The organism is Albidovulum aestuarii (assembly GCF_029961185.1).
In the GTDB taxonomy this organism is placed as follows: Bacteria; Pseudomonadota; Alphaproteobacteria; order Rhodobacterales; family Rhodobacteraceae; genus Albidovulum; species Albidovulum aestuarii.
On record NZ_JASBQQ010000006.1, the window covers coordinates 62,433 to 86,712 of the forward strand.

The following is a 24,280-nucleotide window of genomic DNA, read 5'->3' on the forward strand; positions in this document are numbered from 1 at the left end:
GTTTTCTCAGCCCGGCCCGCCGGTCAGGCAGGCGGCCGCCCTGAGACCGTCTTCCGAGGCGATCTCAAGCATGGCGCAGCGTCCCGGCGCATAGTCCTTGCCGAAGGCATCCGCCGCGACAGCGAGCGCGAGCGCGGCGGATGCCGAGCCGGTATCGCCGAAACTCATCGCCGGATAGGCTGTCGCCATATACTCGCGATGCGTCCGGTAGAAGCGGGCGCGGAAGATCAGCGCCTCCAGCGCGCCGTAGCGCTCGCCGTTAAAATTGCTGACGACGAATTCGACCGCGCTTTCGCCGTAACCCTCGGCGCTCGACGCGGCCTCCAGCGCCTTTTGCATCGCACGGCCCTGGCTTTGACGTTCGCCGAGCACATTTTCGGGTTCGTCGGCAAGGCCGGTCATGAGGATCTGCATCCCGGGCCCCGGGGTCGTTGTCAGCAGGACCGCGCCCGCCGCTTCGCCGGGTACCAGACCCTGCGCCGACCCGCCGTGCAGCCGTCCGGCCGCCCGGAAGCGGGCCATGTCGCTGGTGTTGATGAGGGAATCGACGCCCAGCAGAAGAATCCGATCCGCCTCGCCCCGCGCCAGTCGGGTGGCGGCGTCGGGCAGCGCGCCGATCAGCGCGGCGGGGCCTCCATCGACCAGCCGCGATCCCGTCGCGAAGGGCCCACCGAGCTTGTCATTCAGCGCGGCCCTGAAGCGGCGCGGGTCGCTTTCCTGCCAGCAGGGATGTCCGCGTTTCGACGAGGGCGGCGTGCAGAGCAGCAGCGTGCCCGCCCGGTCACCGTCCCCAAGCGCCTCGTTCCCCGCCCGGGCGGCGAGGTTCTGAAGCCATGTCGCGGGGTCGGGACGCAGCCGCCAGTCGGTCGGGATTTCGGCCACGATCTGCGGTGTGCCAAACTCGTCGGGCGAAGTGATCTCGCGGAAACCGTCGATCCCCGCGACGAAGGCGGCGGCGGATTGCGGCAGGGTCAGCCCGGCAGCCGTGACTGCGCCCGATCCGATGATGCGCAGGGCAGGCGTCATGGCAGCCAGACCGGTTCGCCGCTCAGAGTGCCGTCGCCGCCCAGCGGATTGACATAGGTCTTGCCCTTGCGCCGCGCGTTCAGCCAGACCGGCGAGACATGGCCGAGCGCGATCTCGGTCAGGCGCGGCACGTTGCGCAGCAGCCGGATCGGGTGCCGCGCCTTGAGCGTGACACGCCCCAGATCCGGTTCGAGAATGAGCGTATCGGGCGCGAGCGGGATCCGCTCCACCCGGTCGGCATGGATCAGGTGCAGCGGCGCGGCGAGGCGGGGCAGATGGAAGGACCAGCGCCCTTCGGGTGTCATGTTGATCAGCGTGACCGGGGTCCCGGGCGGCAGGCTGTCGGCCCATTGGTCTGGCGGCGCTAAGAGGTTGTGGCGCGGGTCGAAATCCGTGGGCGGCAGCGGCCACTGGCGGGCAAGCCATGCGGCGTCATAGGTTCCAGCCAGCGCCAGACGCGGCTGCCAGCCCCGGCCGACGGGGCCAAATCCGGCCGGGCGGGTTGCCCTGGCATCGCCCTTGTAGGCGATGTTCGCCAGATCGGTCCTGACCCGGGGATCGGCGGAACGCGCGCCTTTCCACCCGATTCCCACTGGATTGCGCGGTTCGCAGTCGCCGTCTTCGAGCGAGCCGCCAAAGCTCCGTTCCCAGACGATCGGCATGGTCCGGAACGGAACCGGCGCGCTTTCGCCACCCGCAATTGTGGCGCGGTCGCCGGTCACGGTCAGGACCTTGCGGACCGGTCCGGCCTGCAAACCGACATCGACGCGTTCGGCAGGCTTGCCGCCGGGCGCATGGGCTGCACCCAGCACGATCACCTCGCAGCCCGGCTTTTCCGGCGCGATGTCGGCCTCGTGCCGGACCGACGAGAGTGGCCTGTCGGCGTAGGGTTCGTCGGAAAAGGCGACGGGCAATTGTATCTCGGCGATCCGCAGCGCCCCGTTCCGTTCCGGGTCCTCGAAACTGGCCGAGATCATGATGAGAAGTACCTCCTGCCCCTCGGCATCGAACTGGACATGGGTCGCCGCCGCGAAGGGGGTCCGATTTTCCAGCCAGATGTCAAAGCCCATGGGTCAGCACCAGTTGCCGTCTTCATCAAGGCCGATGGGCCAGTAGGGCATGGCGGTAAGCAATGTGACGGCGTCGTCGCGGCGATCCTCGATCAGCCAGCCCAGCAGGAACGTTTCCGGGCGAACGGCATCCGGTTTCCCTGTGCCGATCCGGGCGCATTCGAGCCAGTATTTGCGCACCAGCCAGACGACTGCGGGATGGGACGCCGGACCGGCAACGCCGTTGGTTTCGATGACGTCAAGAATCGCTTCATCGACGGTCAGTCCGCTGGCCTGACGGTCTTCGACCTCTGCATTCCAGGTCTCGCCCGCGATCGCCAGAACCTCTTCAAGGTCACGCAGATAGTCGTGGTAGAGCTGAATATATCCGGGCGGTGCAGCCGCCTTTGACAGGTCTTTGGCTCCACCGTCCGGTCGCAGGTCGCGCGGCTGGTTCGTCAGCCTCCAAACGCCGTTTTTGATATTGTGATTGGCGATGAGCCGCATCTCAGCACGTCTCCAGATCGAGGTCTTCACCCACGGGAATGAAGTCAAAGTAACGAAGGAACTCGGCCGCGTCCGGGGCTTCACCGGCGATCATCTGAAGCAGCAGAACGATCGGGGGAACCGGCCCGGCCAGCGCATCTGGCGTGTCCTGCCCCCAGCCCGCCCCTTCAGCCGGTTCGGATTCCTCGATCGTATGATTCAGCGCCTCAACGCGAAAGTAGTAGTCACGAAACAGGCTGATGACGCGGGGATGGCTCGCGGGTCCGGAAGGCCACCGCGCCCGCACGATGCGGTCTCCGCCCGGACCGGCGTCCCGGACCATCTGGTCCCACCAATCTTGCAGCTCCGGCATCACCCGGCGCAGATCGGCGATCCATTCTTCGAGCAATTTGGCGTGGGCCGTGCTTACGTTCATCGTCAGATACTCAATCCAGGAATGTTCGCATTCATCGTGTCGTAGAGGTCGCGGCGGTCAAGCCGGCGCATATCATGCGCCTGCTGGTTGCTGTGCGCCTGACAATGAGGACTCACCGGCAGGTCTTTCATCCGATCCGCGAATTTTCCGGGCGCGTGGCACCCGCCCATCTCCCACGCGACCTTCTGAGGGGGCTGGTGGTCGGCAATCATGGTGACCTTGCCGGCTTTCTGCCGGGCGATCTTCTTGTCGATCCGCGCCAGTGCGCGGATGTTTTCGGGCGTTTGGACGCGCCGTGCGATATTGGCCCGGTCCTTCTTGCAGTTCCAGCAGGCCTGATTCTGAACCGCGCGGCGTTGCGCACCGGTCGTCGGCGTATAGTCCTGGCTGTAATCATAGTCACGCGGGCAATCGGCCTTCATGGCCGCCTTGCCGACAACTTTGCCAAAATCGACCATGGCCGAGAGGTCCACCGTGTTGGGCAAGGGGCTGGCGGTGTTCTGTTCCATCGGGTCGCCGTGACGGCAGACGCCCTTGCCCTCGGCCTTCACCACAAAGGACCACAGCTTGAAGCTGCCTTTGCCCTTGGTTTTGTGGGTGACGACGCCGCCGCCCTGTGTCCCCGCCTCGTTACCGGTGCTGGTCGAGACATGGGAGGCGTTTTCGAGCGCCGTAGGCGTACCCATGATCTTGACCGTCTTGCTGCCCTGCGCGAGGTCGGAGGCCTGCAGCATGTTCACGTAAGGAACCGGCACCGGCCCGGCAGGCGGGGGCGGGGGCGACAGGCAGACATCGCCGGGTGCTACGCCCTTGCCGCCACTGGCCTTGTGGAAGAACCCCATGTTCTCGGCATAGACGCTGTTGCCCATTGCCTAGCCCTCCTCGACAACGGGACGGGGGGCGAGCATCCGGGCAAAGCCGTTCCCGGCAAGGTCGTGGATGTCGGTGAAGCGAAGCTCGTGCACCTCCCAGTCATCGAGCCAGAAGACCGCAGCAGTGGAGGGCGGGGCAGGGGCAAAACCGGGCAGATCGGGTATCGCCCGTTTCACCCGGTTCGCGGTCCAGTTCGCGTCGATCGCCCGATCAAGCAGCAGAGAGGCCGCGTCGAACCAGGGATCGCCGGGCGCCGGGGTCTGGCCGGCGATCAGCGCGGCGGGCAGTGGGGTGCCGGTTTGGCTGCGGCTTAGCCGCCAGACACCGGCGGTTGGCGTGTCGTCGAATATCCCGGGGGCGGCGATGAGGCGCCAGCATCTGTGTTCGCCGGGACTGGCATCGGCGAAAAGGTGTCGCGACAGGGAAAGCCATTGTGACCAGCGTTGCCACAGCCGGTCAGTCCCCCCCAGTCGGATGGGCTCCGGCTCGGCCGGAAGGGCGCCAAAAAGGGCGACCGGTGGTGTCATCAAACAACCTGCGAAAAATCAGGGCGCAATGGTGGGCCCGCTGCCCCGTGTCGTCAAGTCCGGGAAACCGGCATCGCGGCGCTGAGGAAATTTCTTTGAAGACTCAGCCCATTCGTCTTGCATTCGCCTTGCGTGGCGGGAATTCTGGATGTGTCGCGGGCCCGCCCGCCGTCAGATGAGGAGCCGCCATGTATCGTGCCCGCCTCTTCGCGATCCGCCATTCACGCAAGTTCGAGTGGATATACAAACGCGTCGAGCAGGTCATGGTCGCACTGGACCCGGTCTTTGCGAAGATCGGGTACGGGCGGGTGGAGCGACCCATCGCGCTGGTCGAGCAGGGCATCAAGACGGTGCTCTTTGATTGCAAGATGTGCGGGCAATGCGTTCTATCGTCGACCGGCATGTCCTGCCCGATGAACTGCCCGAAGGAACTTCGGAACGGCCCCTGCGGCGGTGTGCGGGAGGGCGGCTATTGCGAAGTGAAGCCCTGGATGAAATGCGTCTGGTCGCTGGCCTGGGACGGTGCCGCGCGCATGAAGGACGGTGACAAGATCCGCGAGGTGCTGCCGCCGGTGGACCGCAGCCTGAAAGGGTCATCGTCCTGGCTGCGGGTCAGCCGCGAGAAGGCGGCAAAGCTGCGGGAGGCGCGTGAAGCGTCCCGCACCGCCGTCGCCGAGGCGTTCCCCGAGGCGCGGGCGATTGAACCCTCTTCCGCGCCCCTTGCCGAGGAACCGGCGAGCGCCGTCAACCGGGAGGTGCTGAAGAAATGAGCCCGTCCGACTATACCGATCAGGTCCCGGTCTATGCCCCGCCGCCCGAAGGCCATGTCTCGCATTCCCGCTTGGAACGCGTTTTGCGCGCGGGCCGGTTCGCGGTGACGGCGGAGTTGAACCCGCCCGACAGCGCCGACCCGTCCGATGTGTTTGACGCGGCCCAGCCTCTGGGTGAGGTGGCCGATGCCATCAACGCGACCGATGCCTCGGGCGCCAACTGCCACATGTCCTCCATCGGAATATCGGCACTTCTGACCCGGGCGGGCTATTCGACCGTCTATCAGATTTCCTGCCGCGACCGGAACCGGATCGCCATTCAGGGCGACGTGCTGGGGGCCGCCGCGATGGGGGTAACGAACGTCCTTTGCCTGACCGGCGACGGCGTCGGTGTCGGCGATCAGCCGGGCGCGAAACCGGTTTTCGATTTCGATTCGCTCACGCTACTCCGCACGATCCGCACCATGCGCGATCAGGGCATGTTCCTGTCGGGCCGCAAGATCACGCGGCCGCCGCAGATGTTTCTTGGTGCTGCCGAGAACCCCTGTATTCATCCCCAAGACTGGCGTCCCGACCGGCTGGCCAAGAAGGTGGAAGCGGGTGCAGAGTTCATCCAGACCAATTACATCTACGACATCCCGCTTTTCGAGAAATTCATGGCCCGCGTGCGTGACATGGGGCTCGACAAGCGTGTCTATATCCTCGCCGGTGTCGGCCCCTTGGCCTCGGCCAAGGCGGCGCGCTGGATGCGGTCGAACGTGCCCGGCATCCATGTGCCTGATCCGTTGATCGACCGGATGGAGAAGGCCGAAAAGCCCGGCGCGGAGGGCAAGAAGATCTGTATCGAACTCATTCAGCAGATCCGCGAGATCAAGGGCGTCGCGGGGGTTCACGTGATGGCCTACCGGCGCGAGCATCAGGTTTCCGAGATCATCCTGGAATCGGGCGTGCTGGAGGGCCGCAAATCACGGAGGCGGGCGGCGGGTCCGGAGTGATGTGCTTTGGCGACGGCTCGGCAGACACGAAATATGTGTTGCAGCAAACGTGGTGCAACCCAACGTGTCGAAACGCAAAAGCCGTGGCGATCCCGGAAGGACTCGAACCCTCAACCTGCTGATTAGAAGTCAGCTGCTCTATCCAGTTGAGCTACGGGACCGCTTCGCCTCCTTTACCGGCATAAACCCACCCCGCGCAAGGCTCACGCGGTGGTGTGTTGACCCTGATGCCAGGCCCGGCGATGACTGGGGGAAGGGCCCGGAAGGAGGGATCGGAAGTTGCGCAGTTTTGACGAGATTTTCGCCATCTCCGCCACCCGAAAAGGCGGCGCGGACACGCTGGAAGCGCTGTTGGACCGACCGCTTCCACCGGAAGAAATAGCGCGGTCAGGCGATGACCGATGGCTCGCCGCGATGGTCAAGTGCCTGTTTCAGGCCGGGTTTCACTGGAAGGTGATCGAGGCGAAGTGGGACGGGTTCGAGTCCGCTTTCGGGGGCTTTGTCCCCGCCAAGGTTGCGCTTTACGGCGATGCCGATATGGACCGGTTGCTGGCCGACGAGGGCGTCGTCCGCAATGGCGCGAAACTTGCGGCGGTCATCTCGAACGCGGTGTTCCTCACCGATCTGGCCCGCGATCACGGCAGCGCCGCCCGCTTTTTCGCGGACTGGCCGGATGCAGATTATGTCGGGCTGCTGGACCTTCTGGCCAAACGCGGCGCGCGGTTGGGTGGCGTCACCGGCCAGCGTGTGCTGCGGATGATGGGCAAATCCGCCTTCATCCTGTCAAGCGACGTCACCGCCCGCCTGATCGCCGAGGGGGTCGTCGACAAGGCACCGACATCGAAGCGCGACCTTGCCGCCGTTCAGGCGGCATTCAACGACTGGCAGGCCCAGTCGGGCCGCAGCCTGACCGAGATCAGCCAGGTGCTGGCCATGAGCATCGGCTGAGATTCAGTCGAGAGCGAGCGTCATGAAGACCGAATTCGGATCGGGCGTATAGCCTTCGAAGGGCGGGCATTCGGTAAAACCTGCGCGTTCGTAAAGCCCCCGCGCCGCCGAGAAGCCCGGCTGGGACCCGGTTTCAAGGCTCATGCGCGCATAGCCCGCCGCGCGGGCCTCGGCGATCAGATGTTCCAGCATCGTCCATGCCAGCCGGCGGCCCCGCATCTCGGCGAGGATGTGCATCGACTTGATCTCGGCATGGCGCCCGTCGATCCGTTTCAGCGCCCCCATGCCGACAGGCGCACCGTTGTCGCGCATGACGTAAAAGTCGATCCCCGGTGTGGCCAGCGCCCCGGCATCCATCATGTGCATGCTTTCGGGTGGCGTATCGGCATGCATCGCCTCGGTATGACGCTCCATCAGCAAAGCCAGTTCCGGCAGCAGCGGATTGTCGCGGGCGATGGTGATCATGTGGCCTCTGGGTGTCATTTGGTGTGGCGTGGCTTCGCCTGCGCGCAGCGCGAAAGACGGGTGTCGGATCGCGGTCACGCTAGAGCGGCGGCCGGGGGAAGTGCAAGGCGGGTTCTTGCGTTTCAGCCAAGATCGTAGCGCGCGAGTTCGTCGTAAATCGGCCCGCCCTTGCCAATGGTCGAGCGGAACAAACAGAAATGATCGACCCGGAACGGTGCGACGCGTGAACCCCCATATTTGGCGAGGAAGTTGCCCAGCCGTGCGAGATCGGTTGCGGACAGGTTCTTTCCGAAACGGACCAGCGTCACATGCGGCAGGAACCGTTCGCGCGGCAGCATCAGTCCCGCCCCATGCAACCGGCCCCGAATGCGCTGGTGAAGCTCTTTCAGCGGGGGGCACGGGGAGGTGCCGATATAGGCAAGCGCGGGTGCGCGGCCGCCGATCGCCCCAATCCCGGCAAGTTCAAGCTCAAAACCCGGCAGGGTGATTGTGCCTAAGGCTTCGTGAGCCGCCTCGAGAACAGGCTCTGGCTGATCGCCGAGAAAGGCGAGGGTCAGGTGCAAGTTCTCAATGGGCACGGTGCGGCCAACCGGGCATTCGGCTTGCAGATCGGACAGGGCATCGGCGGTGGTTTCCGGCAGGGGAATGGCAAGAAAGGCGCGCATTGAGGCTCACTTAGGAATACGGGGACGATCCAATCACAAACCGCCCCCCTTGTGCAGGGATTCGTTCTGACGCAGGGTCTGCGCCGGGCGGATACGGGCAGGAAAATGAAAGCAGGGCTGGCATTCTTGGTGGCGGGCTATGTGCTCAGCCAGTTCTACCGGGCCTTCCTGGCGGTGCTGACGCCGGTTCTGGGCCGCGAGATCGGCGCGAGCCCCGGCGACCTCGCCATTTCATCGGGCATCTGGTTCCTGATCTTCGCCGTGATGCAGATGCCGGTCGGGGCCGCGCTGGACCGGGTCGGGCCGCGTCTGACGGCGTCACTGCTTCTTGGTATCGGCGGCGGATGCGGGGCGCTGGTCTTTGCCGCCGCCGAGGGGCCTTGGGCGGTTCATGTCGCCATGGCACTGATCGGAATCGGCTGTTCGCCGGTCCTGATGGCATCCTACTACATCTTCGCGCGGATCTATTCCCCGGCGGTCTTCGGCACACTTGCAGGCGCCATCATCGGTGTCGGATCGCTCGGCAATATCGCGGGGGCCGCGCCGCTGGCATGGCTGGTTGCCGCCGTCGGCTGGCGCCCGGCGCTGATCGGGCTTGCGGCTGTCACCTTCGTCATCGCACTTGCCCTGTGGGTCTTCGTCCGTGATCCGGAACGGGCCGAGACACCGACGGCGGGGCGCGGTTCGGTTCTAGATATTCTCCGGCAACCGGGGCTTTGGGCGATCCTGCCCCTGATGGCGGTCGCCTATGCGCCTGCGGCGGCGATACGGGGGCTTTGGGCCGGCCCGTATCTTGCCGAGGTCTTCGGCGCGGACGGGCTGACAATCGGACGCGTGACGCTTCTGATGGCGCTGGCGATGGTCGCGGGCAACTTCGCCTACGGTCCGCTTGACCGGATATTCGGCACCCGGAAATGGGTGGTCTTCGCGGGCAACCTTGCCGCGGCCGTTTGCCTTCTGATCCTCGCCCTTTACCCCGGCGGCGGCATCTGGACGGCGGCGTTTCTGTTGTCGGCGCTTGGCCTATTCGGGGCATCTTTCCCCGCAATCATGGCGCATGGGCGGGCGTTCTTTCCGGCGCATCTGACCGGCCGGGGGGTGACATTCCTGAACATGTTCGGGATCGGCGGGGCGGGCATCCTGCAATTCGCCTCGCGGCCGGTCTATGAAAACGCCTCCGGTGCGCCGGAAGAGGTGTTCCGGCTGTTGTTCCTGTTCTTCCTTGTGCCGCTTGTCATCGGCATCGTGCTTTACCTGTTCAGCCACGACCGCACTGACTGAGGCTTTGCGCTATCTGCCCGGGCATCGTAACAGAGGGGAAAGGAGACCTCATGAGCGCCATCGCCATCCTTCCTGCCCGGGGCGGATCAAAACGCATTCCGCGCAAGAATATCCGCCCCTTCGTCGGGCGCCCGGCCATCGGCTGGCCAATCCATGCAGCACGGGACAGCGGATGTTTTTCGCGGATCGTGGTGACGACCGATGACGAGGAGATTGCCGAGGTCGCGCGGGCGGCGGGCGCAGAGGTACCATTTCTGCGCGATGCCGCGCTCGCGGATGATCATGCCGGCACGACCGAGGTGATCCGCGATGCAGTGCAGAGGCTTGGGCTTGGGCCCGACGCGCCCGTCTGCTGCATCTACCCAACGGCGTTCTTCGTGACGGCCGAGGATCTGCGCGTTGGGTATGACAGGTTGGCGGACGGTGCCGACTGGTGCCTGTCGGTTGGCGAATACCGCACCCCGATCGACCGGGCCTACCGGCGCGACGGGGCGCGGCTTGTGGCGCGCGATCCGGCCAAGATGCCGATGCGCTCACAGGATCTGGATCCCGCTTTTTTCGATGCTGGTCAGTTCTACTGGGCGCGGGCCGCGACGTGGTCGGACCCTGGGGCGCGGGTCTGGGACGGCGCGGCGGGCGTTATCCTGCCCGCAGAACGGTGCATCGACATCGACACCGAGGCCGACTGGCGGCTGGCCGAAAAGATGTTTGCGGTTCTGGGGCTTGGGGGCGGTGATGCGGTTCCTGATCCGCGCTGACGGTGATCTGAGGATCGGCGGTGGCCATGTGATGCGCTGCCTGACGCTGGCGGCCGAGGCGCGGCGGCGTGGGCATGACGTGGCCTTTGTCACCGCTGGCACATCGGGTTCAATGGTGGGCCGCATCCGCAGCGAAGGGTTTGAAGTGACCGAGATCACCCCGGTTCCGCGCGCCCCGGAGGACGATCCGTTGGCGCCTGCACATGCCGGATGGCTCGCTGCGCCGTGGCAGATGGATGCCGACATTACCGCGCGGGCTGCGCAGGCGTTTGGCACGGACTGGGTGGTCGCGGATCACTACGGGCTGGACGCGCGATGGGCCGGAAAGCTGCGGCAGGCTCGGCCCGGTCTTCGCATCCTCGCATTGGATGACCTCGACGACCGGTCACTGGGCGCTGATCTGGTGCTTGATCAGACACGGCTTGACGGAGCGCGACGCCATCCGGGCCCGGCGCAGATGATCGGCCCGGATTTCGCATTGTTGCGGCGGGAATTTGCCAGTGCCCGAAAGGGCGCACTTCACCGGCGGGGCGGTTCGGTGAAGCGCGTTCTGATCGCGCCGGGAATGGGCGACGCCGCCGGACTCGCCCCGCTCGCGCTCGATGCGCTGGCGGGTTTTCCCAATCTTGCCGTCGACGTGGTCATGGGATCGGCAAGTCAGAGCCGCGCCGAGGTCGAGGCACGGGTCGCCGGGCGACGGGGCGCGGCATTGCATCTCGACGCAACCGATATGGCAGGCCTGATGACCGACGCCGATCTTTGTATCGGTGCGGGCGGCATGACAAGCTGGGAACGCTGCTGCCTTGGTCTGCCGACGGTCGCGGTTGCGGTAGCCGACAACCAGAAACCCGCGCTTGCAGGACTGGCCGGGGCCGGGGCGGTCATCGCCCTTGATCTGGAGACAGCGCGGAGCGGCGGGCTCGAACCCGCAATTGCGCGGGCCATCGCGGAGGCATCCGCTCTCTCTTCTGCCGCGTCCCGCCTTTGCGATGGCGCGGGTGCGGTGCGTGTCACCGATGCGCTGGAAGGTGCGTTCCGGCCGGTGACGAAGGGTGATGCACGTCTTCTGTTCGACTGGCGCAACCGGCCCGATATCCGGGCCGTTAGCTTGAATACCGGAGAGCTGGTCTGGGACGAGCATGTCAACTGGCTTGAGCGCGCCCTGACCCGAACCGATGCCCTGTTCCTGATCTGGTCCGAGGGCGGCCGCGATCTTGGCCATGCCAGCGCCCGCGACCTTGGTGGCGGGATCTGGCAATGGAGCTTCTATATCGGTGCCGAAGACGCGCCGAAGGGCGCGGGCGGAAGGATGATGGCAACCTTCGCCCGAACACTGTTCGCAAAACCTGGCATCAATTCGCTGCGCGCCGAGGTGGTGGCGGACAATGCGGCCTCGGCGGCCCTGCATTGCCGTCTTGGCTTCCGCGAGACGGGCCGAGATGGCGGCGCGCTTGTCTTCACGCTCAGCAGATGCGATCACGAGGCGCTGCTGGGACTTGGCAATGAAGGGTAACGGGATGGCTGAGACATTCGTGATCGCGGGCCGGGCCATCGGGGCGGAGCATTCGCCCTATATTATCGCCGAACTCTCGGGCAATCATAACGGCGATCTCGGCCGCGCGCTGGCGCTGGTCGATGCCGCCGCCTCGACCGGCGCCGATGCGGTGAAGTTGCAGACCTATACCGCCGATACGATCACGCTGGATGTCGACCGGCCTGAATTCCACATCCATGGCGGGCTTTGGGACGGGCGGTCATTGCATGAACTATATCAGGAGGCTTCGACCCCCTGGGACTGGCATGAAGCCCTCTTTGAACGGGCGCGCGGCCACGGGCTTCATTGCTTTTCTTCGCCCTTCGATCCGACGGCGGTGGATTTCCTCGAAACGCTCGACGCGCCGGCCTACAAGATCGCGTCCTTCGAACTTGTCGATACACCCTTGATCCGCAAGGCGGCGGGCACGGGCAAACCGCTGATCATGTCCACCGGCATCGCCAACTATGCCGAAATTGAGGATGCAGCCCGTGCCGCGCGCGAGGGCGGCGCTGACGGCTTCGCGCTTCTGCACTGCATCTCGGCCTATCCGGCGAAGCCCGAGGAGATGCGGCTGGGCACAATCGAGGCTCTGTCACAGGCCTTCGGCGTGCCCATTGGCCTCTCGGACCACACGCTCGGCTCGGCCGTCGCTGTCGCGGCGATTGCGCGGGGGGCATGCATCATCGAGAAACACATGACGCTGGCGCGCGCCGATGGCGGGCCGGATGCCGAGTTTTCGCTGGAACCGGACGAGTTCCGCCAGCTTGTCGCCGATTGCCGGATGGCGCATGCCGCGCTTGGCCCCGCAAAACACGACCGCAAAGGCGTTGGCGGGGCGAATGCGCAGTTCCGCCGGTCGCTTTACGTGACCGCCGATGTCGCCAAGGGCGAGGTTTTGACCGAGGCCAATGTGCGGTCCGTCCGCCCGGGTCTGGGCCTTGCACCGAAACATCTGCCGGGTGTTCTTGGCCGACGTGCCGCCCGGTCGCTGAAGCGCGGCGAGCCGGTCGACTGGAGTATGCTCGCTCAGGACTGAGACTGGCGGGTGAGCATTCGGGTTTCGATGGCCTCAGCCGCGCGGTCGAGATTGTTATCGAGATCACCGAACCGGGCGCGCACCGCGTCATAGACCGGGTCGGGCCTGCCGATGCTGTCGATGAAAGCCTCCAGCGCCGCCAGATCGCCGATCTGCGGCAGTTCGGCAAAAAGCGGCAGGTTCTCGGCGAACACCGCAGCAGGCTTGCCGGAATAGAGGCAGTCGAGTGTCGTCGTCGAGGTCGGCGAGACCATCGCATGGGTCAGGTCCAGCGCATCGTGGATCGTCGCCTTGGCCAATGGCCCGGCGTAATAATGCGAGAACATGACGTTCGGATGCTTCCGCGCCAGCGCCTTGTCATGCGCCCGGTGATTGCGCCGCACCTTGCCGCGATGCGAACGGATGATGATGCCGAGATCTTTGTGACGGCTCAGCGCCTGATCCATCAGGTCGTAGAAATGGCCGATATGATCCTTTGTGTAACGTCCCGCGCCCCAACGGAAGGATTGGCAGACCAAGAGTCGCTTCGGGTAGCGGGCAACCCAATCGTTGACCTCTTTCCCCCAGCGGTTCTGGGGCAGGATATTCTGCTTCGTGAAACCCACGACCTCGACCCGCGCCGCGGTTTCAGGCGTGAAAAGGTCGCGGTTGTCGCCCATAGGTTCCCAGAAAAGCAGCTGCTGGGAATAGTACTCCATCGGCCCTTCGATCTTCCGGGCATTAACCCCGACCTGGTAGGCGCCGTGCTGAAGGAATATCGACTGCTGGCCGATCTTGGCCATATAGGTTCCGCGCTGCTTGCGCGTCGTCGTGTCCCAATAAGGATCGGCAATGGTCAGAACCGCGTCCGCCTCGCGGATGTCGCGCTGGTAGAGGAGCTTCATGCGAAGTTTCGAGGCGGGTTCGGGTGCGAAACCCTCACGCTCGAACACGCCGCGCAGGCGAATTTCCTTGCGCAGGAGCTTGGAGTAGACGAGCGCGCGAACCGTGACACGTCCCCGGCGGTGCAGACGCGCCAATACCGGATAGGTGCTCTCAAAATCCGGCATCCCGTTCAGATAGGCCAGCAGGAGGGGCTTTTCAGCCATCGAGCGCCCCGGCGAGCGCGGCCACGACCCGGTCCTGGTCGGCCTCGGTCAGGCCGGGATAGAGCGGCAGGCTGATGGCCCGGTCATAATAAGCTTCGGCCACCGGGAAATCGCCCCGGGCAAAGCCGCGCTTTTTCCAGAAGGGCTGGGTATGGACCGGGATGTAGTGGACGTTCACACCGATGCCCGCTTCGCGCAGGCGGGCGAAGACACGGGCGCGGTCCTCGACCTGAACCGGATAAAGATGCAGCGCCGAATGGCTGTCCGGGCTCTGGCGCGGCAGGGTCAACGCCATATTGCCCAGAAGCCGGTCGTAGCGGCGGGCAATCTCGTGCCGTTTCGCGACGAATTCAGTCAGCCGCGTCATCTGAGATGCGCCAAGCGCCGCCTGCAACTCCGTCATGCGGTAGTTGTATCCGAGCGCAACCTGCTCGTAATACCAGCCGCCCTCGGACATGCTTTCCATCAGCGACGGTTCGCGGGTGACGCCGTGCGAGCGGTGCAGCTCCATCCGGCTTGCCAATGCGGCATCGTTCGTCGTGGCGCAGCCACCCTCGGCAGTGGTGACGATCTTGACCGGATGGAAGGAAAACACGCAGATGTCGGAATGGGCGCAGTCACCGACCTGGCGGTCGCGGTAGCTGGCGCCAATCGCATGCGAGGCATCCTCGATCACCCGGAACCCGTAGCGCGTCGCCAACGCGCCGATGGCGGCCATGTCCGCGCTCTGACCGGCGAAATGAACCGGGATCACGATTTTTGGCAGCCTGCCCGCCGCCTCGGCGCGGATCAGCTTCGCCTCCAGCGCCTTGGGGCACATGACATAGGTCTCAGGGTCGATATCGACGAAATCGACGTCAGCGCCACAATAGAGCCCGACATTCGCCGAGGCGACAAAGGTATTGGGCACGGTCCAGAGCCAGTCACCCGGCCCGAGATCAAGCGCCATGCAGGCGATGTGCAGGGCCGAGGTTGCCGAGTTTACCGCGATGGCATGTCCGGCCCCGGTCGCCGCGCGGATTGCCGCCTCGAAACGCGGCACGGCGGGGCCCTGCGTCAGGAAGTCAGAGCGCAGGACGGCTTTGACGGCTTCGACGTCCTGATCCGAAATGTCCTGCCGACCGTAGGGGATCATCAATAGGTCCCGATCTTCTCGGCGTTCTTTGCGATCCACTTCTGCAGCGCCTCGACACTCATCCAGTCGGGATTGTTGTCCGACGCATAGTGGAAGCCTTCGGCAACCTTGCGCCCGTCCTTGATCCGCACGGGATCGCGCGACCAGTTGTGGATCGCCGGGATGATCTTGAAATGATCATCGTATTCGAACGTGTGGTCGGCATCTTCCGGCCCGATCATCTGCTCATGCATCTTTTCGCCGGGGCGGGCGCCGACAATGTCATGCGCCGCCTCGGGTGCCACCGCGCGGGCGATGTCGAGGATGTTCATCGAGGGGATCTTGCGCACATAGATCTCGCCGCCGACCATATCCTCCATCGCGTGCCACACCAGTTCCACACCCTGTTCCAGCGTGATCATGAACCGGGTCATGCGCGGATCGGTGATCGGCAGCTTGCCCTTGGATTTCAGCGACTGGAACAGCGGAATGACCGAGCCGCGCGACCCCATGACATTGCCATAGCGCACCACGGAAAAGCGGCACTTGTCAGCGCCGGAATAGGAGTTGCCGGCAACGAAGAGCTTGTCCGAGGCGAGCTTGGAGGCGCCGTAGAGGTTGATCGGGCTCGACGCCTTGTCAGTCGAGAGCGCGACGCAGCGCTTTACACCCTTGTCGATACAGGCGTCGATGATGTTCATCGCGCCGTTCACGTTGGTCTTGATGCATTCGAACGGGTTGTATTCCGCCGTCGGCACGATCTTGGTCGCGGCGGCATGGACGACATAGTCGATCCCGTCCATCGCCCGGTACAAGCGTTCACGATCGCGCACATCGCCGATGAAGAACCGCACTTCGGGCAGGTGGCCGTAAAGCTTGGCCATCTCCCACTGTTTCATCTCATCGCGGGAATAGATGATGATGCGAGCGGGTTTGTACCGCGCGAGCGTCATCGGCACGAACTGCGACCCGAAAGAGCCGGTACCGCCGGTCAGAAGAATTTTGGAACCCGTCAGCATGGCCTTGCTCCTTCGGAAAGTCCTGCGGCCTGACCCTGAAGCCCTGCATACCGCGTGACCCGTTTCCTAGCCCGGCCCATCTGCCTTGTCCACTGCCCGACGTTGGCGTCCGCAGGCTTTCACATATCGGCACCCCCGCCCCGACCGAGTTACGAAACAGGACCGACCCGTCCTACTCCGGCGCATCTTGCAATGGCTTCTTGTAAGCCTTAAGCGACGGCGTGTAGTCAGCGTAATTTCCAATGGTCCAGTCGAGGATCGCCGTGTCGATAGCCTTTGCGGTACAATGAATTTATGACCTGTATGACCCCGGTTGAGCTTTATTTCTCGCTCTACCGCGCCTCCGCCCAGCCGCGAGACCTAGGTGCCGCTCGGCACGATTTGGATTGAAGGCATGCCATGAAGATCAGCGTGGTTATCACTTGCTACAATAAGGCGAAGTATATCGCGCAGGCGATCCAGTCGGCTTGCGAGCAGGCGGGCGTGCATGAGATTATTGTCGTCGATGATTGCTCCACCGACCGCTCCGTCGCCATTGCCAGCGCAATTGGCGGTATTAAGCTCATTCCCAATGCTGCAAACAAAGGAGTGAGCGCCAGCACCCGGATCGGGGTCGAACATGCCCGGGCCGGTGGCGCCGAATACGTTATCCTACTTGATGGCGACGATGTGCTTGCAGTGGATTCTGTAAGGTATTTTTCAAAAGTGATCGAGCAGTCCGGCGTACCCGCCGTTTATTCGTCGGTCGCCCGCGACCGGGTCGATGACATGCGGCTGAAAGCTCAACCCTGTGACGTCGATGCTCGCTATCAGGTGGAAAGCGCTCCGCTCGATCTTTACATGAGCCGTCTGAGCCGACCGCTGGCAACCACCGCTTTATGTGCCCACCCTGACCTGATTGTCCGACATCTGGCTGACGGCGCGCGCGTGCAAGATCATCAGATTGCGTTCTCGATCTGTTACAACGCCGATCGGATCGCAGTCTCGGACGCTGTCACGCACTACTGTTCCCCCGCGCGTCCTGGCGACAACCTCAGTGAGGATGCGGTTGCAATTCTGACTGCCAGCGTCATCGTTTATGCCAATACCTTCGCGCTGGTTAAGTGTCACACTCTGTTCAAGTCCTACCAGAAGCGCGCATATACCCGTGGCCTGCGGCTCCGTCACTATGGTGTTCTGCCAATGTCCCTCTCGCTGATGTTATATGCTTTGACGCCATTCAAGGAGCTACTGCCGGTTCAAGTGCGACATGCTGTTATCATGAAAATCAGCCAATACGTGTGAATGGGGCAGTGGTATCGAGGGCGAAGTCCGTGGGCACCGCAATGCTGGACACCTTTCGTAAGACCCTGTCATCTTAAACACCGGAATGCTATCTCTTCGGTCCGCAAGATCGGGAGCGATACACTTGACCAAGCCGCGCACATCTCGAGGGAGGTTCCATATCGCGCGCCTGTTGCGGAGAGAAGCTCCTCTCATGGCCATGTCGGGCGCGCGCGAGGATCTGATGTCAAACCTCCTCGACAAGCGCGTGGCCCTCGTCGGAAATGCGCGGTCGCTGGCCGAGCGTGATGAAGGGGCCGAGATTGACGCCGCCGATCTGGTGGTCCGTATCAACCGGGCGCCGATGCCCGCCTCGCGGACGCATGGGACACGGACCGACTGGCTGGCGCTTGCAACCTCCATCGGGGCCGATGATCTCGACCGTATCAAACCTGACCGCATCCTGTGGATGTCGCACAAGCGCAAACGCCTGCCATGGACGGTCGCCACGTCCGACGGGTTCTACCTGCACCCGCTGGCCGACTGGGAATCCCTTCGCGACCGGCTTGGCGCACCGCCGACGACCGGGTTGATGATGATCGACCTGCTTGCATCCAGCGGCCTCGCATCCCTGCGCCTTCACGGCTTCGACTTCTTCGCCTCGCTCTCGCTGACCGGCTCACGCCGCGCCGATCAGGTGCCGCATGACTTCGCCGCTGAAAAGCGGTTTGCGGAGGCGCTGATGAACCGCGATCCGCGCGTCACACAGGCGGGGACGTGATACGCCTGCCGCAGCCGCGTTTTTCCTGCGCCGCGCCGCAGCAAGGCCTTTAACTGAGACGAGCAATAAGCTAAGGGGCCACGTCCTTAACGCAAGGAGACCCCGAGATGGGCTACAGAGTCGTTGTCGCCGGCGCCACGGGGAATGTGGGCCGCGAAATGCTGAACATCCTCGCCGAGCGGGAATTCCCCGTCGACGAGATCACCGCACTGGCGTCGCGCCGGTCGCTCGGCACCGAAGTTTCGTTCGGCGACAAGACCGTGAAGACCAAGGACATCGAGGGCTTCGACTTCACCGGCTGGGACATCGCGCTTTTCGCCATCGGCTCGGATGCGACCAAGAAATACGCGCCCATCGCCGCCTCGCAGGGCTGCGTCGTGATCGATAACTCCTCGCTTTACCGCTACGATCCGGAAATTCCGCTGGTCGTGCCCGAGGTGAACCCCGAGGCGGTGGAGCAGTACAAAAAGAAGATGATCATCGCCAACCCCAACTGCTCGACCGCGCAGATGGTGGTGGCGCTGAAGCCGCTGCATGACCGGGCGCGGATCAAGCGCGTCGTGGTGTCGACCTATCAGTCGGTCTCGGGTGCCGGCAAGGAAGGCATCGACGAGCTTTGGGACCAGACCAAGGGCATGTATGTGCCGGGTCAGGAAGTCGCGCCGAAGAAGTTCACCAAACAGATCGCCTTCAACGTCATTCCGCATATCGACGTCTTCATGGAAGACGGCCAGACCAAGGAAGAATGGAAGATGGTCGCCGAGACCAAGAAGATCCTCGACAAGACGATCAAGGTCACCGCGACCTGCGTCCGCGTCCCGGTCTTCGTCGGCCATTCCGAGGCGGTGAACATCGAGTTCGAGGACTTCCTCGACGAAGACGAGGCGCGCGACATCCTGCGCGAGGCGCCGGGCGTCATGGTCGTCGACAAGCGCGAGCCGGGCGGCTACGTGACGCCGGTCGAATGCGTCGGCGACTACGCCACCTTCATCAGCCGCATCCGCCAGGACGGCACGATCGAGAACGGGCTGAACCTCTGGTGCGTGTCGGACAACCTGCGCAAGGGCGCGGCGCTGAACGCGGTGCAGATCGCCGAGACCCTGGGCAATCGTTGCCTGAAGAAAGGCTGATCCCGAGGCCCACTAGGATGCGTGTTCACACGCAACGTGTAGATTTCTAACTGGCCGGACCCGTCGTTGGCTGGCCAGTATTCGTTTCGAGATAGTCTGTAGCCCGAGATACCTAGTTTTTGGGTAAGCCCAGGTAGTCCAGAATAGCAACCATCCACCCCATGGACTTGGGAAACTTCTTGGCGAGTCGGCGCAGCGACGGGCTCATTCGGCTCAGAATGTCGATGGTCCAACCGCCCAGCCAATAGGTCGCTTTCGGGAGTTCCGTTTCCCCTGTCTTTTGCATCCGGGCGGCAAAGGCCTTTGCCTTCACGCCGTTCCTAGCCTCCGTGAGGGCATTTTCTGATAAGGTCCGGACTACGTCGCGGGTGGAGGCGACCAGTCCCTTTGCCGAAACCTCGCTCATGCCCGGTCCTGTAGCGGCCGCAACCTCTTCGTGGTATTCGATCTTAATCTCGTCTGAAGCTTCTGGGGCGTCTGCGAGGATCTGATCTATCTCAATGAACGTAGTGCGCTCCTCAACGACTAAAGCTGCCGCAGGTTCCGCCATCGCAGCCTCAGCCTGATATTCGAGCCAATCTGGAAACCGGTTGATAAACGTTGAAATGGCGGCTGCAAACCCTTTCAACTCCGTTTCCGCCCCAGTTGGTAGCGTTTCGACAAAGGCACTGTCGAAGGACAACGCGACAATCCGCTGCCCATGTATGCCAAGGGCGATCTGGCGGCTTGCATCGTAGTGATCGCCAAGCGCCCGGTCAAATGCCCTAAGGACCGATGGTAAGGGGGCGTAGTTGGCGATATGAAAGCTTTCCCCGAAGCTCTCGCGAAACTCCTTCAAAACCTTCCAGCCCTGCTCGGCACGAGAAATGGCACCGGTACTGTGCAGTTTCGTGTGGGAGTTAATGAGAACGAGTTTCCCGGCCGTGATGGTAGTTTCGATCGGTGCGGAGTGTTTAAGGGGCAAGTTGGGCAAGAGCAGGTTCTCCCGCGGCTCGCTTTCATCTGCTTGCCCGATGGGTTGGTTAGTATCTTTTAGGTATTCTACTAGCCTTTTTGCACGGTCTCTTTCATCGCGAAGCTCAGATATTTCACCGATTTTGGGATCGATCCGGGCAGCAAGACAGTTGTCAAATGTAAGTCCGGTGCCGTTTGGGCTGACAGCCAGCCTCCGCAATTTCAGGATCGGTAGCAAGTTAGCAGCGGCAGTATCTCGAAGATCCAGTTTTGCGATATTTGTCAATTGAGCGAGAGGTCTGATATCCGCTACTGGTGTCTTACTAATGTCTAACTCCTGTAGTGCTCTCAACTCTGAAAGTGGATCGACGCGATCAATTAGAGTGTTCCTAAGGTTGAGCTTTGTCAATCGCTTAAGAAATAGGAGTGGAGATATGTCGAATACTCGAGTATCTGCTAGATTTAGATCATTAAGTTCATGCATCATTGAAAGCGGGTGAAGTTCCGCGACTTTGGTTCCGGCGAGTGAAAGATATTGAAGTCTCGTCAGTCTGGAAATCGCCGACAGATCATCGATATCTGAGCCGCTGAGATCGAGGTGGGTCAACCAAGTCAAATCAGATAATGCGTTGGATCTCCACAGCCGTGCGTTGCGAATATGAAGATGAGTTAACTGGCGCATCTCTTTTAGTGGGCTGATGTCGACAGGTAGGTTGTCGAGGTAGAGATGCTTGAGTTTTGTGAGGCCGACTATTTCTTGGGGGAGTAAATCGAGAAAGCGAAAACTACCTCCACTAAACGAAAGGCTGTCTAAACTCCCCCGCTTTGCCTCAGTGATCAACTTTCTCGCGGCCTGGAAAGCCTCGCCTGCCGCACTCATCCCTGCCTCCGCTTCGACACGCCTTCAAGATGGGGGGACAGTGACGGGCGGGCAAGGGGAATGATGATCTGATCGGCAGGGGCATTGCCGTGTGTGGAACTTCAGCTCTGCCCTTTCGCGTCCAGCGCGGCCCGGAGGTCGATCACCTCGTCGCAGGCTCCACAGATCGCAGCGATCAGTTTCAGGTTCTGCCGGGCGCGGTCGTAGTCGCCCATTTCCACAAAAAGTTCGCCCTGATATTCCAGCGCGCCGATATGTTTCGGGTTCACCTTCAGCGCGGCATCGTAGTAGCGTGCGGCCTCGGTCAGACGGTTCATCTTGCGGTTGGAATAGCCCATCAGGTTCAGGGCGTCGGCATTGCGCGGTTCGGTCTTTATGACCCCGGCGAGCAGTTTCAGCGCCTCGGGGTAGCGGCCGGCATCGACGGCGGCCTGCGCCTCGTTCATTCCGGCAGGGGCGGCCGATCCGGCAGTGTCACTGCTGCCTGCGGCAAAGGCAGGCGAGCAGGCCAACGCGGCTGCGATGGCGAGCGGTAATAGCGGCAAGCGGTTCAGGATCATGACGGGGTCTCCTTCTGCCCTTGCCGCGATCCTAGCACAGACTGGCGCGATGGCCATTCACGATCGGTGGCGCGAGGGTCAGGCGGCGGGTGGCGGCGCAAGGCGGGCGCGGCGCGCACCGCTCAGGTCGCCGGGAAACGCGGCGCCGAATTTCAGCACCAGTCCGGCGGGGCTGTATCCCAGATCCTCGACCCGCAGGATCGCCCGATCGCGGGGCCAGGTGTGTACGGCCAGCCCGCCATCCGGTACCCGGCGCAGGACATAGCCGCGTGCCCGCAATCTGCGTTGCAGTTCCAACCAGTCGGAGGATTGGTGAATCTCCCTGCGGATCACCTCCCGCTCTCCGCCGGCGCGGGTCGGGGCGTCCGACAGAACGATACGCAGCACTGCGTTGAGATAGTCGGATGGCTGACACCCGGCAGCGTCTGCGGCGCTGCCGAGAGCGGCAAGGACATCGTCGGGAAGATCGAGGGAAACGGAGCGATACTGTGTCATACCGCCAGATTCCGCGAATCTGGTTAACAGAAGATTGACCGTCTTTCGCGATGTCAGAACCGCTCGGCCCTAAGCACTTTGCAATCTGCAAGTGAGACGACGCCAATATGGCGCTCCACGACATTGAAGGCGGCATCGAGCAGGGCATCGACGCGTTCCGGCCGCACGATGCAGACCACCGCGACCATGCCGCCCGCGACCGAGACCTGACCATCGCGGCTCCACTGGCCCGATCGGCCCGATCCGCCAAGAACCGGCAGGACCGTAAAGCCCGTCACACCGGCCTCAACAATAGCGTCGGTCAGGCGGCGTTCGAGAGGCGCCTCGATAATGATCTCAACACGTTTGGCGTCATGGGTTTGCATTGTCAGCCTCCGGTCACTAATCCGGCGACGGTGACATAAAGCGGAATGCCGAGCGCCAGATTGAAGGGGAATGTCACGCCAAGCGACAGCGTCAGATAGATCGATGGATTAGCCTCAGGCAGGGCAACCCGCATTGCCGCGGGCACGGCGATGTAGGATGCGGAGGCGGCGAGCGTCATGAAGAGCGCGGTGCCGCCCGTGGAAAAGCCCAGCATCACGGCGACTGGAAGTGCGATGGCCGCGCCGATCATCGGCATGAGGCCCGCGAACACGACGGCACCGGCCGAGAGAAGCCCGCGCGACTGTTTCAGTCCGCGTCCCGCGACCAGCCCCATATCGAGAAGAAAAAGGCAGAGCACACCCTTGAATGGCGAGACGATGAAGCTTTCGATTTCGGCCATTCCGCGGTCGCCAGTGATGGCGCCGATCAGGAAGGCGCCGATCAACAGCACGATGGAGCCGTTCAACAGCACTTCGCGCCACAATTCCGCATCCATCCTCACGCCCGACTCGCTGCGCGCTGCAAGCCAGAGTGCCGCGACGATGGCCGGTGCCTCCATTGCGGCGGCGACGGCGACCATGTAGCCCTCGTATTCCATTCCACGGCTGGTCAGGATCGCCGTCGCTGAAACAAAGGTGACGATCGAGATCGAACCGTAGTGACCCGCGACCGCAGCGGCATCGACGCGCGACAGGCGTGTCAGTCCGCGCAGCAGCGCGAAGGCCACGACCGGGATGGCGAAGCTAAGGGCGATCCCTGCAACCAGGGCAAGGCCAAGCCGTGCATCCAGCCCATGTGCAGCGACGCTGACGCCGCCTTTGAAGCCGATGGCAAACAGCAGGTAGATCGACAGTGCCTTTGCCGCGGCTTCGGGCACCGAAAGGCTTGATCGCGCCAGCGCGGCAGCAAGGCCAAGTGCAAAGCTCAGGATGATCGGGGACAGCAGGTTCTGTCCCATGACCGAAAGAATCGCGTCCACCGTCACCGCCCCATGGCACGTTTGTGCCTAAATAGTCGGCCTTTTGGCCGAGACAAGAGGACGCCTGCAACAGGACGCTGATTACTGCCCGGAATACTTGTGTCAGATCGCCACGAACCGACCGCTCGCCGGGTCGAACTGTTCCAGCCCGCCTTCGCCGATATCGTTCCAGAGCCCGTGCAGGCTGATCTCGCCCGCCTCAACGGCGGAACGGACGAAGGGGAAGGTCATGAGGTTTTCCAGGCTGACCAGAACCGCCTGTTTCTCCAGCGCAGTCAGCCGTTCGGCTTCGGGCAGATCCTTGATCCGCTCATAGCCCGGGCGCAGGATGTCCATCCAACGACCGACAAAGCTCGTCTTTTCCTCCAGCGCCGGGGCGTGGCCCGAACACATGTCATGGCAGCCCTTGACCCCGCCGCAATAGGAATGACCGACGATGATCACATGTGCGACCTTCAGTGCGGTCACCGCGAATTCCAGTGCCGCCGACGTGCCATGCGCCTCTCCGTCGGGCTCGTAGGGCGGTACCAGATTGGCGACATTGCGGTGGATGAAGAACTCACCCTGATCGGCACCGAAAATCGAGGTCACATGAACCCGGCTGTCACAGCATGAGATGACCATGGCGCGCGGACGCTGGCCCTCTTCGGCCAGGCGGCGGTACCATGACCGGTTCTCTTCCCAGGTCGTCGCCTTCCAGCCGTGATAGCGTTGCACCAGGTAGGTGGGCAGCGGTTTCGCGTGATCCATGTCCCTCGCCTCGCAGTTGGTTCCGCCCGACATAGCGACCAGACGTATC

General features: G+C 63.1%; 27 protein-coding genes and 1 tRNA gene. 10 read left to right on the forward strand and 18 right to left on the reverse strand.

Annotated elements, in window-relative coordinates; translation table 11 throughout:
- Window positions 1-6 precede the first annotated feature (6 nt).
- The 6 genes from QKW60_RS14110 to QKW60_RS14135 are packed head-to-tail and all read right to left on the reverse strand — an operon-like array spanning window position 7 to window position 4,397.
- On the reverse strand, window positions 7-1,026 hold the full coding sequence (locus QKW60_RS14110) for a hypothetical protein (RefSeq protein WP_282369587.1): 1,020 nt from the start codon (window positions 1,024-1,026) through the stop codon (window positions 7-9).
- Window positions 1,023-2,096, reverse strand: a complete 1,074-nt coding sequence (locus tag QKW60_RS14115) for a DUF2169 family type VI secretion system accessory protein (RefSeq protein ID WP_282369589.1) — start codon at window positions 2,094-2,096, stop codon at window positions 1,023-1,025. Before QKW60_RS14115 ends, QKW60_RS14110 begins: the two co-directional genes overlap by 4 nt.
- Window positions 2,097-2,099: 3 nt before the next feature.
- Window positions 2,100-2,582, reverse strand: a complete 483-nt coding sequence (locus QKW60_RS14120; RefSeq protein WP_282369590.1) for a hypothetical protein — start codon at window positions 2,580-2,582, stop codon at window positions 2,100-2,102.
- A gap of 1 nt (window position 2,583) precedes the next feature.
- Complete coding sequence (locus QKW60_RS14125) at window positions 2,584-2,997, reverse strand: hypothetical protein (RefSeq protein ID WP_282369591.1); 414 nt, start codon at window positions 2,995-2,997, stop codon at window positions 2,584-2,586.
- A 2-nt stretch (window positions 2,998-2,999) separates the two neighbouring features.
- Complete coding sequence (locus QKW60_RS14130) at window positions 3,000-3,866, reverse strand: DUF4150 domain-containing protein (RefSeq protein WP_282369592.1); 867 nt, start codon at window positions 3,864-3,866, stop codon at window positions 3,000-3,002.
- Between the two features lie 3 nt (window positions 3,867-3,869).
- Window positions 3,870-4,397 carry a hypothetical protein gene (locus QKW60_RS14135; RefSeq protein WP_282369594.1) on the reverse strand — a complete coding sequence of 176 codons (528 nt, stop codon included), beginning with the start codon at window positions 4,395-4,397 and terminating at the stop codon, window positions 3,870-3,872.
- A 188-nt stretch (window positions 4,398-4,585) separates the two neighbouring features.
- Here QKW60_RS14135 and QKW60_RS14140 point away from each other — a divergent pair, with 188 nt between their 5' ends.
- Window positions 4,586-5,167 (forward strand): methylenetetrahydrofolate reductase C-terminal domain-containing protein, encoded by a 582-nt coding sequence (locus QKW60_RS14140; protein ID WP_282369595.1) that lies wholly within the window; start codon window positions 4,586-4,588, stop codon window positions 5,165-5,167.
- Complete coding sequence (locus tag QKW60_RS14145) at window positions 5,164-6,162, forward strand: methylenetetrahydrofolate reductase (protein ID WP_282369596.1); 999 nt, start codon at window positions 5,164-5,166, stop codon at window positions 6,160-6,162. Before QKW60_RS14140 ends, QKW60_RS14145 begins: the two co-directional genes overlap by 4 nt.
- An 84-nt stretch (window positions 6,163-6,246) precedes the next feature.
- Here QKW60_RS14145 and QKW60_RS14150 read toward each other — a convergent pair.
- Window positions 6,247-6,323 (reverse strand) — tRNA-Arg (locus tag QKW60_RS14150).
- A 118-nt stretch (window positions 6,324-6,441) separates the two neighbouring features.
- Between QKW60_RS14150 and QKW60_RS14155 the strand changes: the two genes are divergently transcribed.
- Complete coding sequence (locus QKW60_RS14155; protein ID WP_282369598.1) at window positions 6,442-7,110, forward strand: DNA-3-methyladenine glycosylase I; 669 nt, start codon at window positions 6,442-6,444, stop codon at window positions 7,108-7,110.
- A 3-nt stretch (window positions 7,111-7,113) separates the two neighbouring features.
- Here QKW60_RS14155 and QKW60_RS14160 read toward each other — a convergent pair whose 3' ends face one another.
- On the reverse strand, window positions 7,114-7,575 hold the full coding sequence (locus tag QKW60_RS14160; protein ID WP_419762687.1) for a GNAT family N-acetyltransferase: 462 nt from the start codon (window positions 7,573-7,575) through the stop codon (window positions 7,114-7,116).
- A gap of 122 nt (window positions 7,576-7,697) precedes the next feature.
- Window positions 7,698-8,240 carry an RNA 2',3'-cyclic phosphodiesterase gene (gene thpR / locus QKW60_RS14165; protein ID WP_282369599.1) on the reverse strand — a complete coding sequence of 181 codons (543 nt, stop codon included), beginning with the start codon at window positions 8,238-8,240 and terminating at the stop codon, window positions 7,698-7,700.
- A gap of 105 nt (window positions 8,241-8,345) precedes the next feature.
- Between thpR and QKW60_RS14170 the strand changes: the two genes are divergently transcribed.
- From QKW60_RS14170 to pseI, 4 genes are read left to right on the forward strand one after another with little or no spacing between them, the layout of a single operon-like run.
- Window positions 8,346-9,521: an MFS transporter gene (locus QKW60_RS14170; RefSeq protein ID WP_282369600.1), complete on the forward strand. Its 1,176-nt coding sequence runs from the start codon at window positions 8,346-8,348 to the stop codon at window positions 9,519-9,521.
- Window positions 9,522-9,571: 50 nt separating this feature from the next.
- Complete coding sequence (pseF, locus tag QKW60_RS14175; RefSeq protein ID WP_282369601.1) at window positions 9,572-10,279, forward strand: pseudaminic acid cytidylyltransferase; 708 nt, start codon at window positions 9,572-9,574, stop codon at window positions 10,277-10,279.
- Entirely contained in the window at window positions 10,257-11,792 is a 1,536-nt protein-coding gene (pseG, locus tag QKW60_RS14180; protein ID WP_282369602.1) for a UDP-2,4-diacetamido-2,4,6-trideoxy-beta-L-altropyranose hydrolase, read from the forward strand. Before pseF ends, pseG begins: the two co-directional genes overlap by 23 nt.
- A gap of 4 nt (window positions 11,793-11,796) precedes the next feature.
- On the forward strand, window positions 11,797-12,852 hold the full coding sequence (gene pseI / locus QKW60_RS14185; RefSeq protein ID WP_282369604.1) for a pseudaminic acid synthase: 1,056 nt from the start codon (window positions 11,797-11,799) through the stop codon (window positions 12,850-12,852).
- Here the strand turns inward: pseI and QKW60_RS14190 are convergent.
- From QKW60_RS14190 to pseB, 3 genes are read right to left on the reverse strand one after another with little or no spacing between them, the layout of a single operon-like run.
- On the reverse strand, window positions 12,843-13,940 hold the full coding sequence (locus QKW60_RS14190; protein WP_282369606.1) for a glycosyltransferase family protein: 1,098 nt from the start codon (window positions 13,938-13,940) through the stop codon (window positions 12,843-12,845). The two genes, pseI and QKW60_RS14190, sit on opposite strands and share 10 nt — an antisense overlap.
- Window positions 13,933-15,075, reverse strand: coding sequence for a UDP-4-amino-4,6-dideoxy-N-acetyl-beta-L-altrosamine transaminase (gene pseC / locus QKW60_RS14195; RefSeq protein ID WP_282369607.1), 1,143 nt, complete (start codon window positions 15,073-15,075; stop codon window positions 13,933-13,935). The genes QKW60_RS14190 and pseC overlap by 8 nt, the downstream gene beginning before the upstream one ends.
- Window positions 15,075-16,073, reverse strand: coding sequence for a UDP-N-acetylglucosamine 4,6-dehydratase (inverting) (gene pseB, locus QKW60_RS14200; RefSeq protein WP_282369608.1), 999 nt, complete (start codon window positions 16,071-16,073; stop codon window positions 15,075-15,077). The genes pseC and pseB overlap by 1 nt, the downstream gene beginning before the upstream one ends.
- 399 nt (window positions 16,074-16,472) lie before the next feature.
- On the opposite strand from pseB, the gene QKW60_RS14205 reads away from it, so the two are divergent.
- The 3 genes from QKW60_RS14205 (at window position 16,473) to QKW60_RS14215 (ending at window position 19,247) form a co-directional block, all read left to right on the forward strand.
- Window positions 16,473-17,357, forward strand: coding sequence for a glycosyltransferase family 2 protein (locus tag QKW60_RS14205; RefSeq protein ID WP_282369610.1), 885 nt, complete (start codon window positions 16,473-16,475; stop codon window positions 17,355-17,357).
- 193 nt (window positions 17,358-17,550) lie between these two features.
- A complete protein-coding gene (locus QKW60_RS14210) occupies window positions 17,551-18,117 on the forward strand; it encodes a glycosyltransferase family 29 protein (protein ID WP_282369612.1) in 567 nt (188 codons plus the stop codon).
- 107 nt (window positions 18,118-18,224) lie between these two features.
- Entirely contained in the window at window positions 18,225-19,247 is a 1,023-nt protein-coding gene (locus QKW60_RS14215) for an aspartate-semialdehyde dehydrogenase (protein WP_282369614.1), read from the forward strand.
- Between the two features lie 112 nt (window positions 19,248-19,359).
- On the opposite strand, the gene QKW60_RS14220 is transcribed toward QKW60_RS14215, so the two are convergent.
- The 6 genes from QKW60_RS14220 to QKW60_RS14245 form a co-directional block, all read right to left on the reverse strand.
- Entirely contained in the window at window positions 19,360-21,081 is a 1,722-nt protein-coding gene (locus tag QKW60_RS14220; protein ID WP_282369616.1) for a leucine-rich repeat domain-containing protein, read from the reverse strand.
- A gap of 101 nt (window positions 21,082-21,182) precedes the next feature.
- A complete protein-coding gene (locus tag QKW60_RS14225; protein WP_282369617.1) occupies window positions 21,183-21,641 on the reverse strand; it encodes a tetratricopeptide repeat protein in 459 nt (152 codons plus the stop codon).
- Window positions 21,642-21,719: 78 nt separating this feature from the next.
- Window positions 21,720-22,136 carry a hypothetical protein gene (locus tag QKW60_RS14230; protein ID WP_282369620.1) on the reverse strand — a complete coding sequence of 139 codons (417 nt, stop codon included), beginning with the start codon at window positions 22,134-22,136 and terminating at the stop codon, window positions 21,720-21,722.
- Between the two features lie 53 nt (window positions 22,137-22,189).
- Complete coding sequence (locus tag QKW60_RS14235; protein ID WP_282369622.1) at window positions 22,190-22,501, reverse strand: DUF3240 family protein; 312 nt, start codon at window positions 22,499-22,501, stop codon at window positions 22,190-22,192.
- Window positions 22,502-22,503: 2 nt separating this feature from the next.
- The gene (locus QKW60_RS14240) at window positions 22,504-23,481 is read right to left on the reverse strand and encodes a sodium-dependent bicarbonate transport family permease (RefSeq protein WP_282369623.1); all 978 of its coding nucleotides are present in this window, start codon (window positions 23,479-23,481) and stop codon (window positions 22,504-22,506) included.
- A gap of 102 nt (window positions 23,482-23,583) precedes the next feature.
- Window positions 23,584-24,231 carry a carbonic anhydrase gene (locus tag QKW60_RS14245; RefSeq protein ID WP_282369897.1) on the reverse strand — a complete coding sequence of 216 codons (648 nt, stop codon included), beginning with the start codon at window positions 24,229-24,231 and terminating at the stop codon, window positions 23,584-23,586.
- Between the last annotated feature and the right edge of the window lie 49 nt (window positions 24,232-24,280).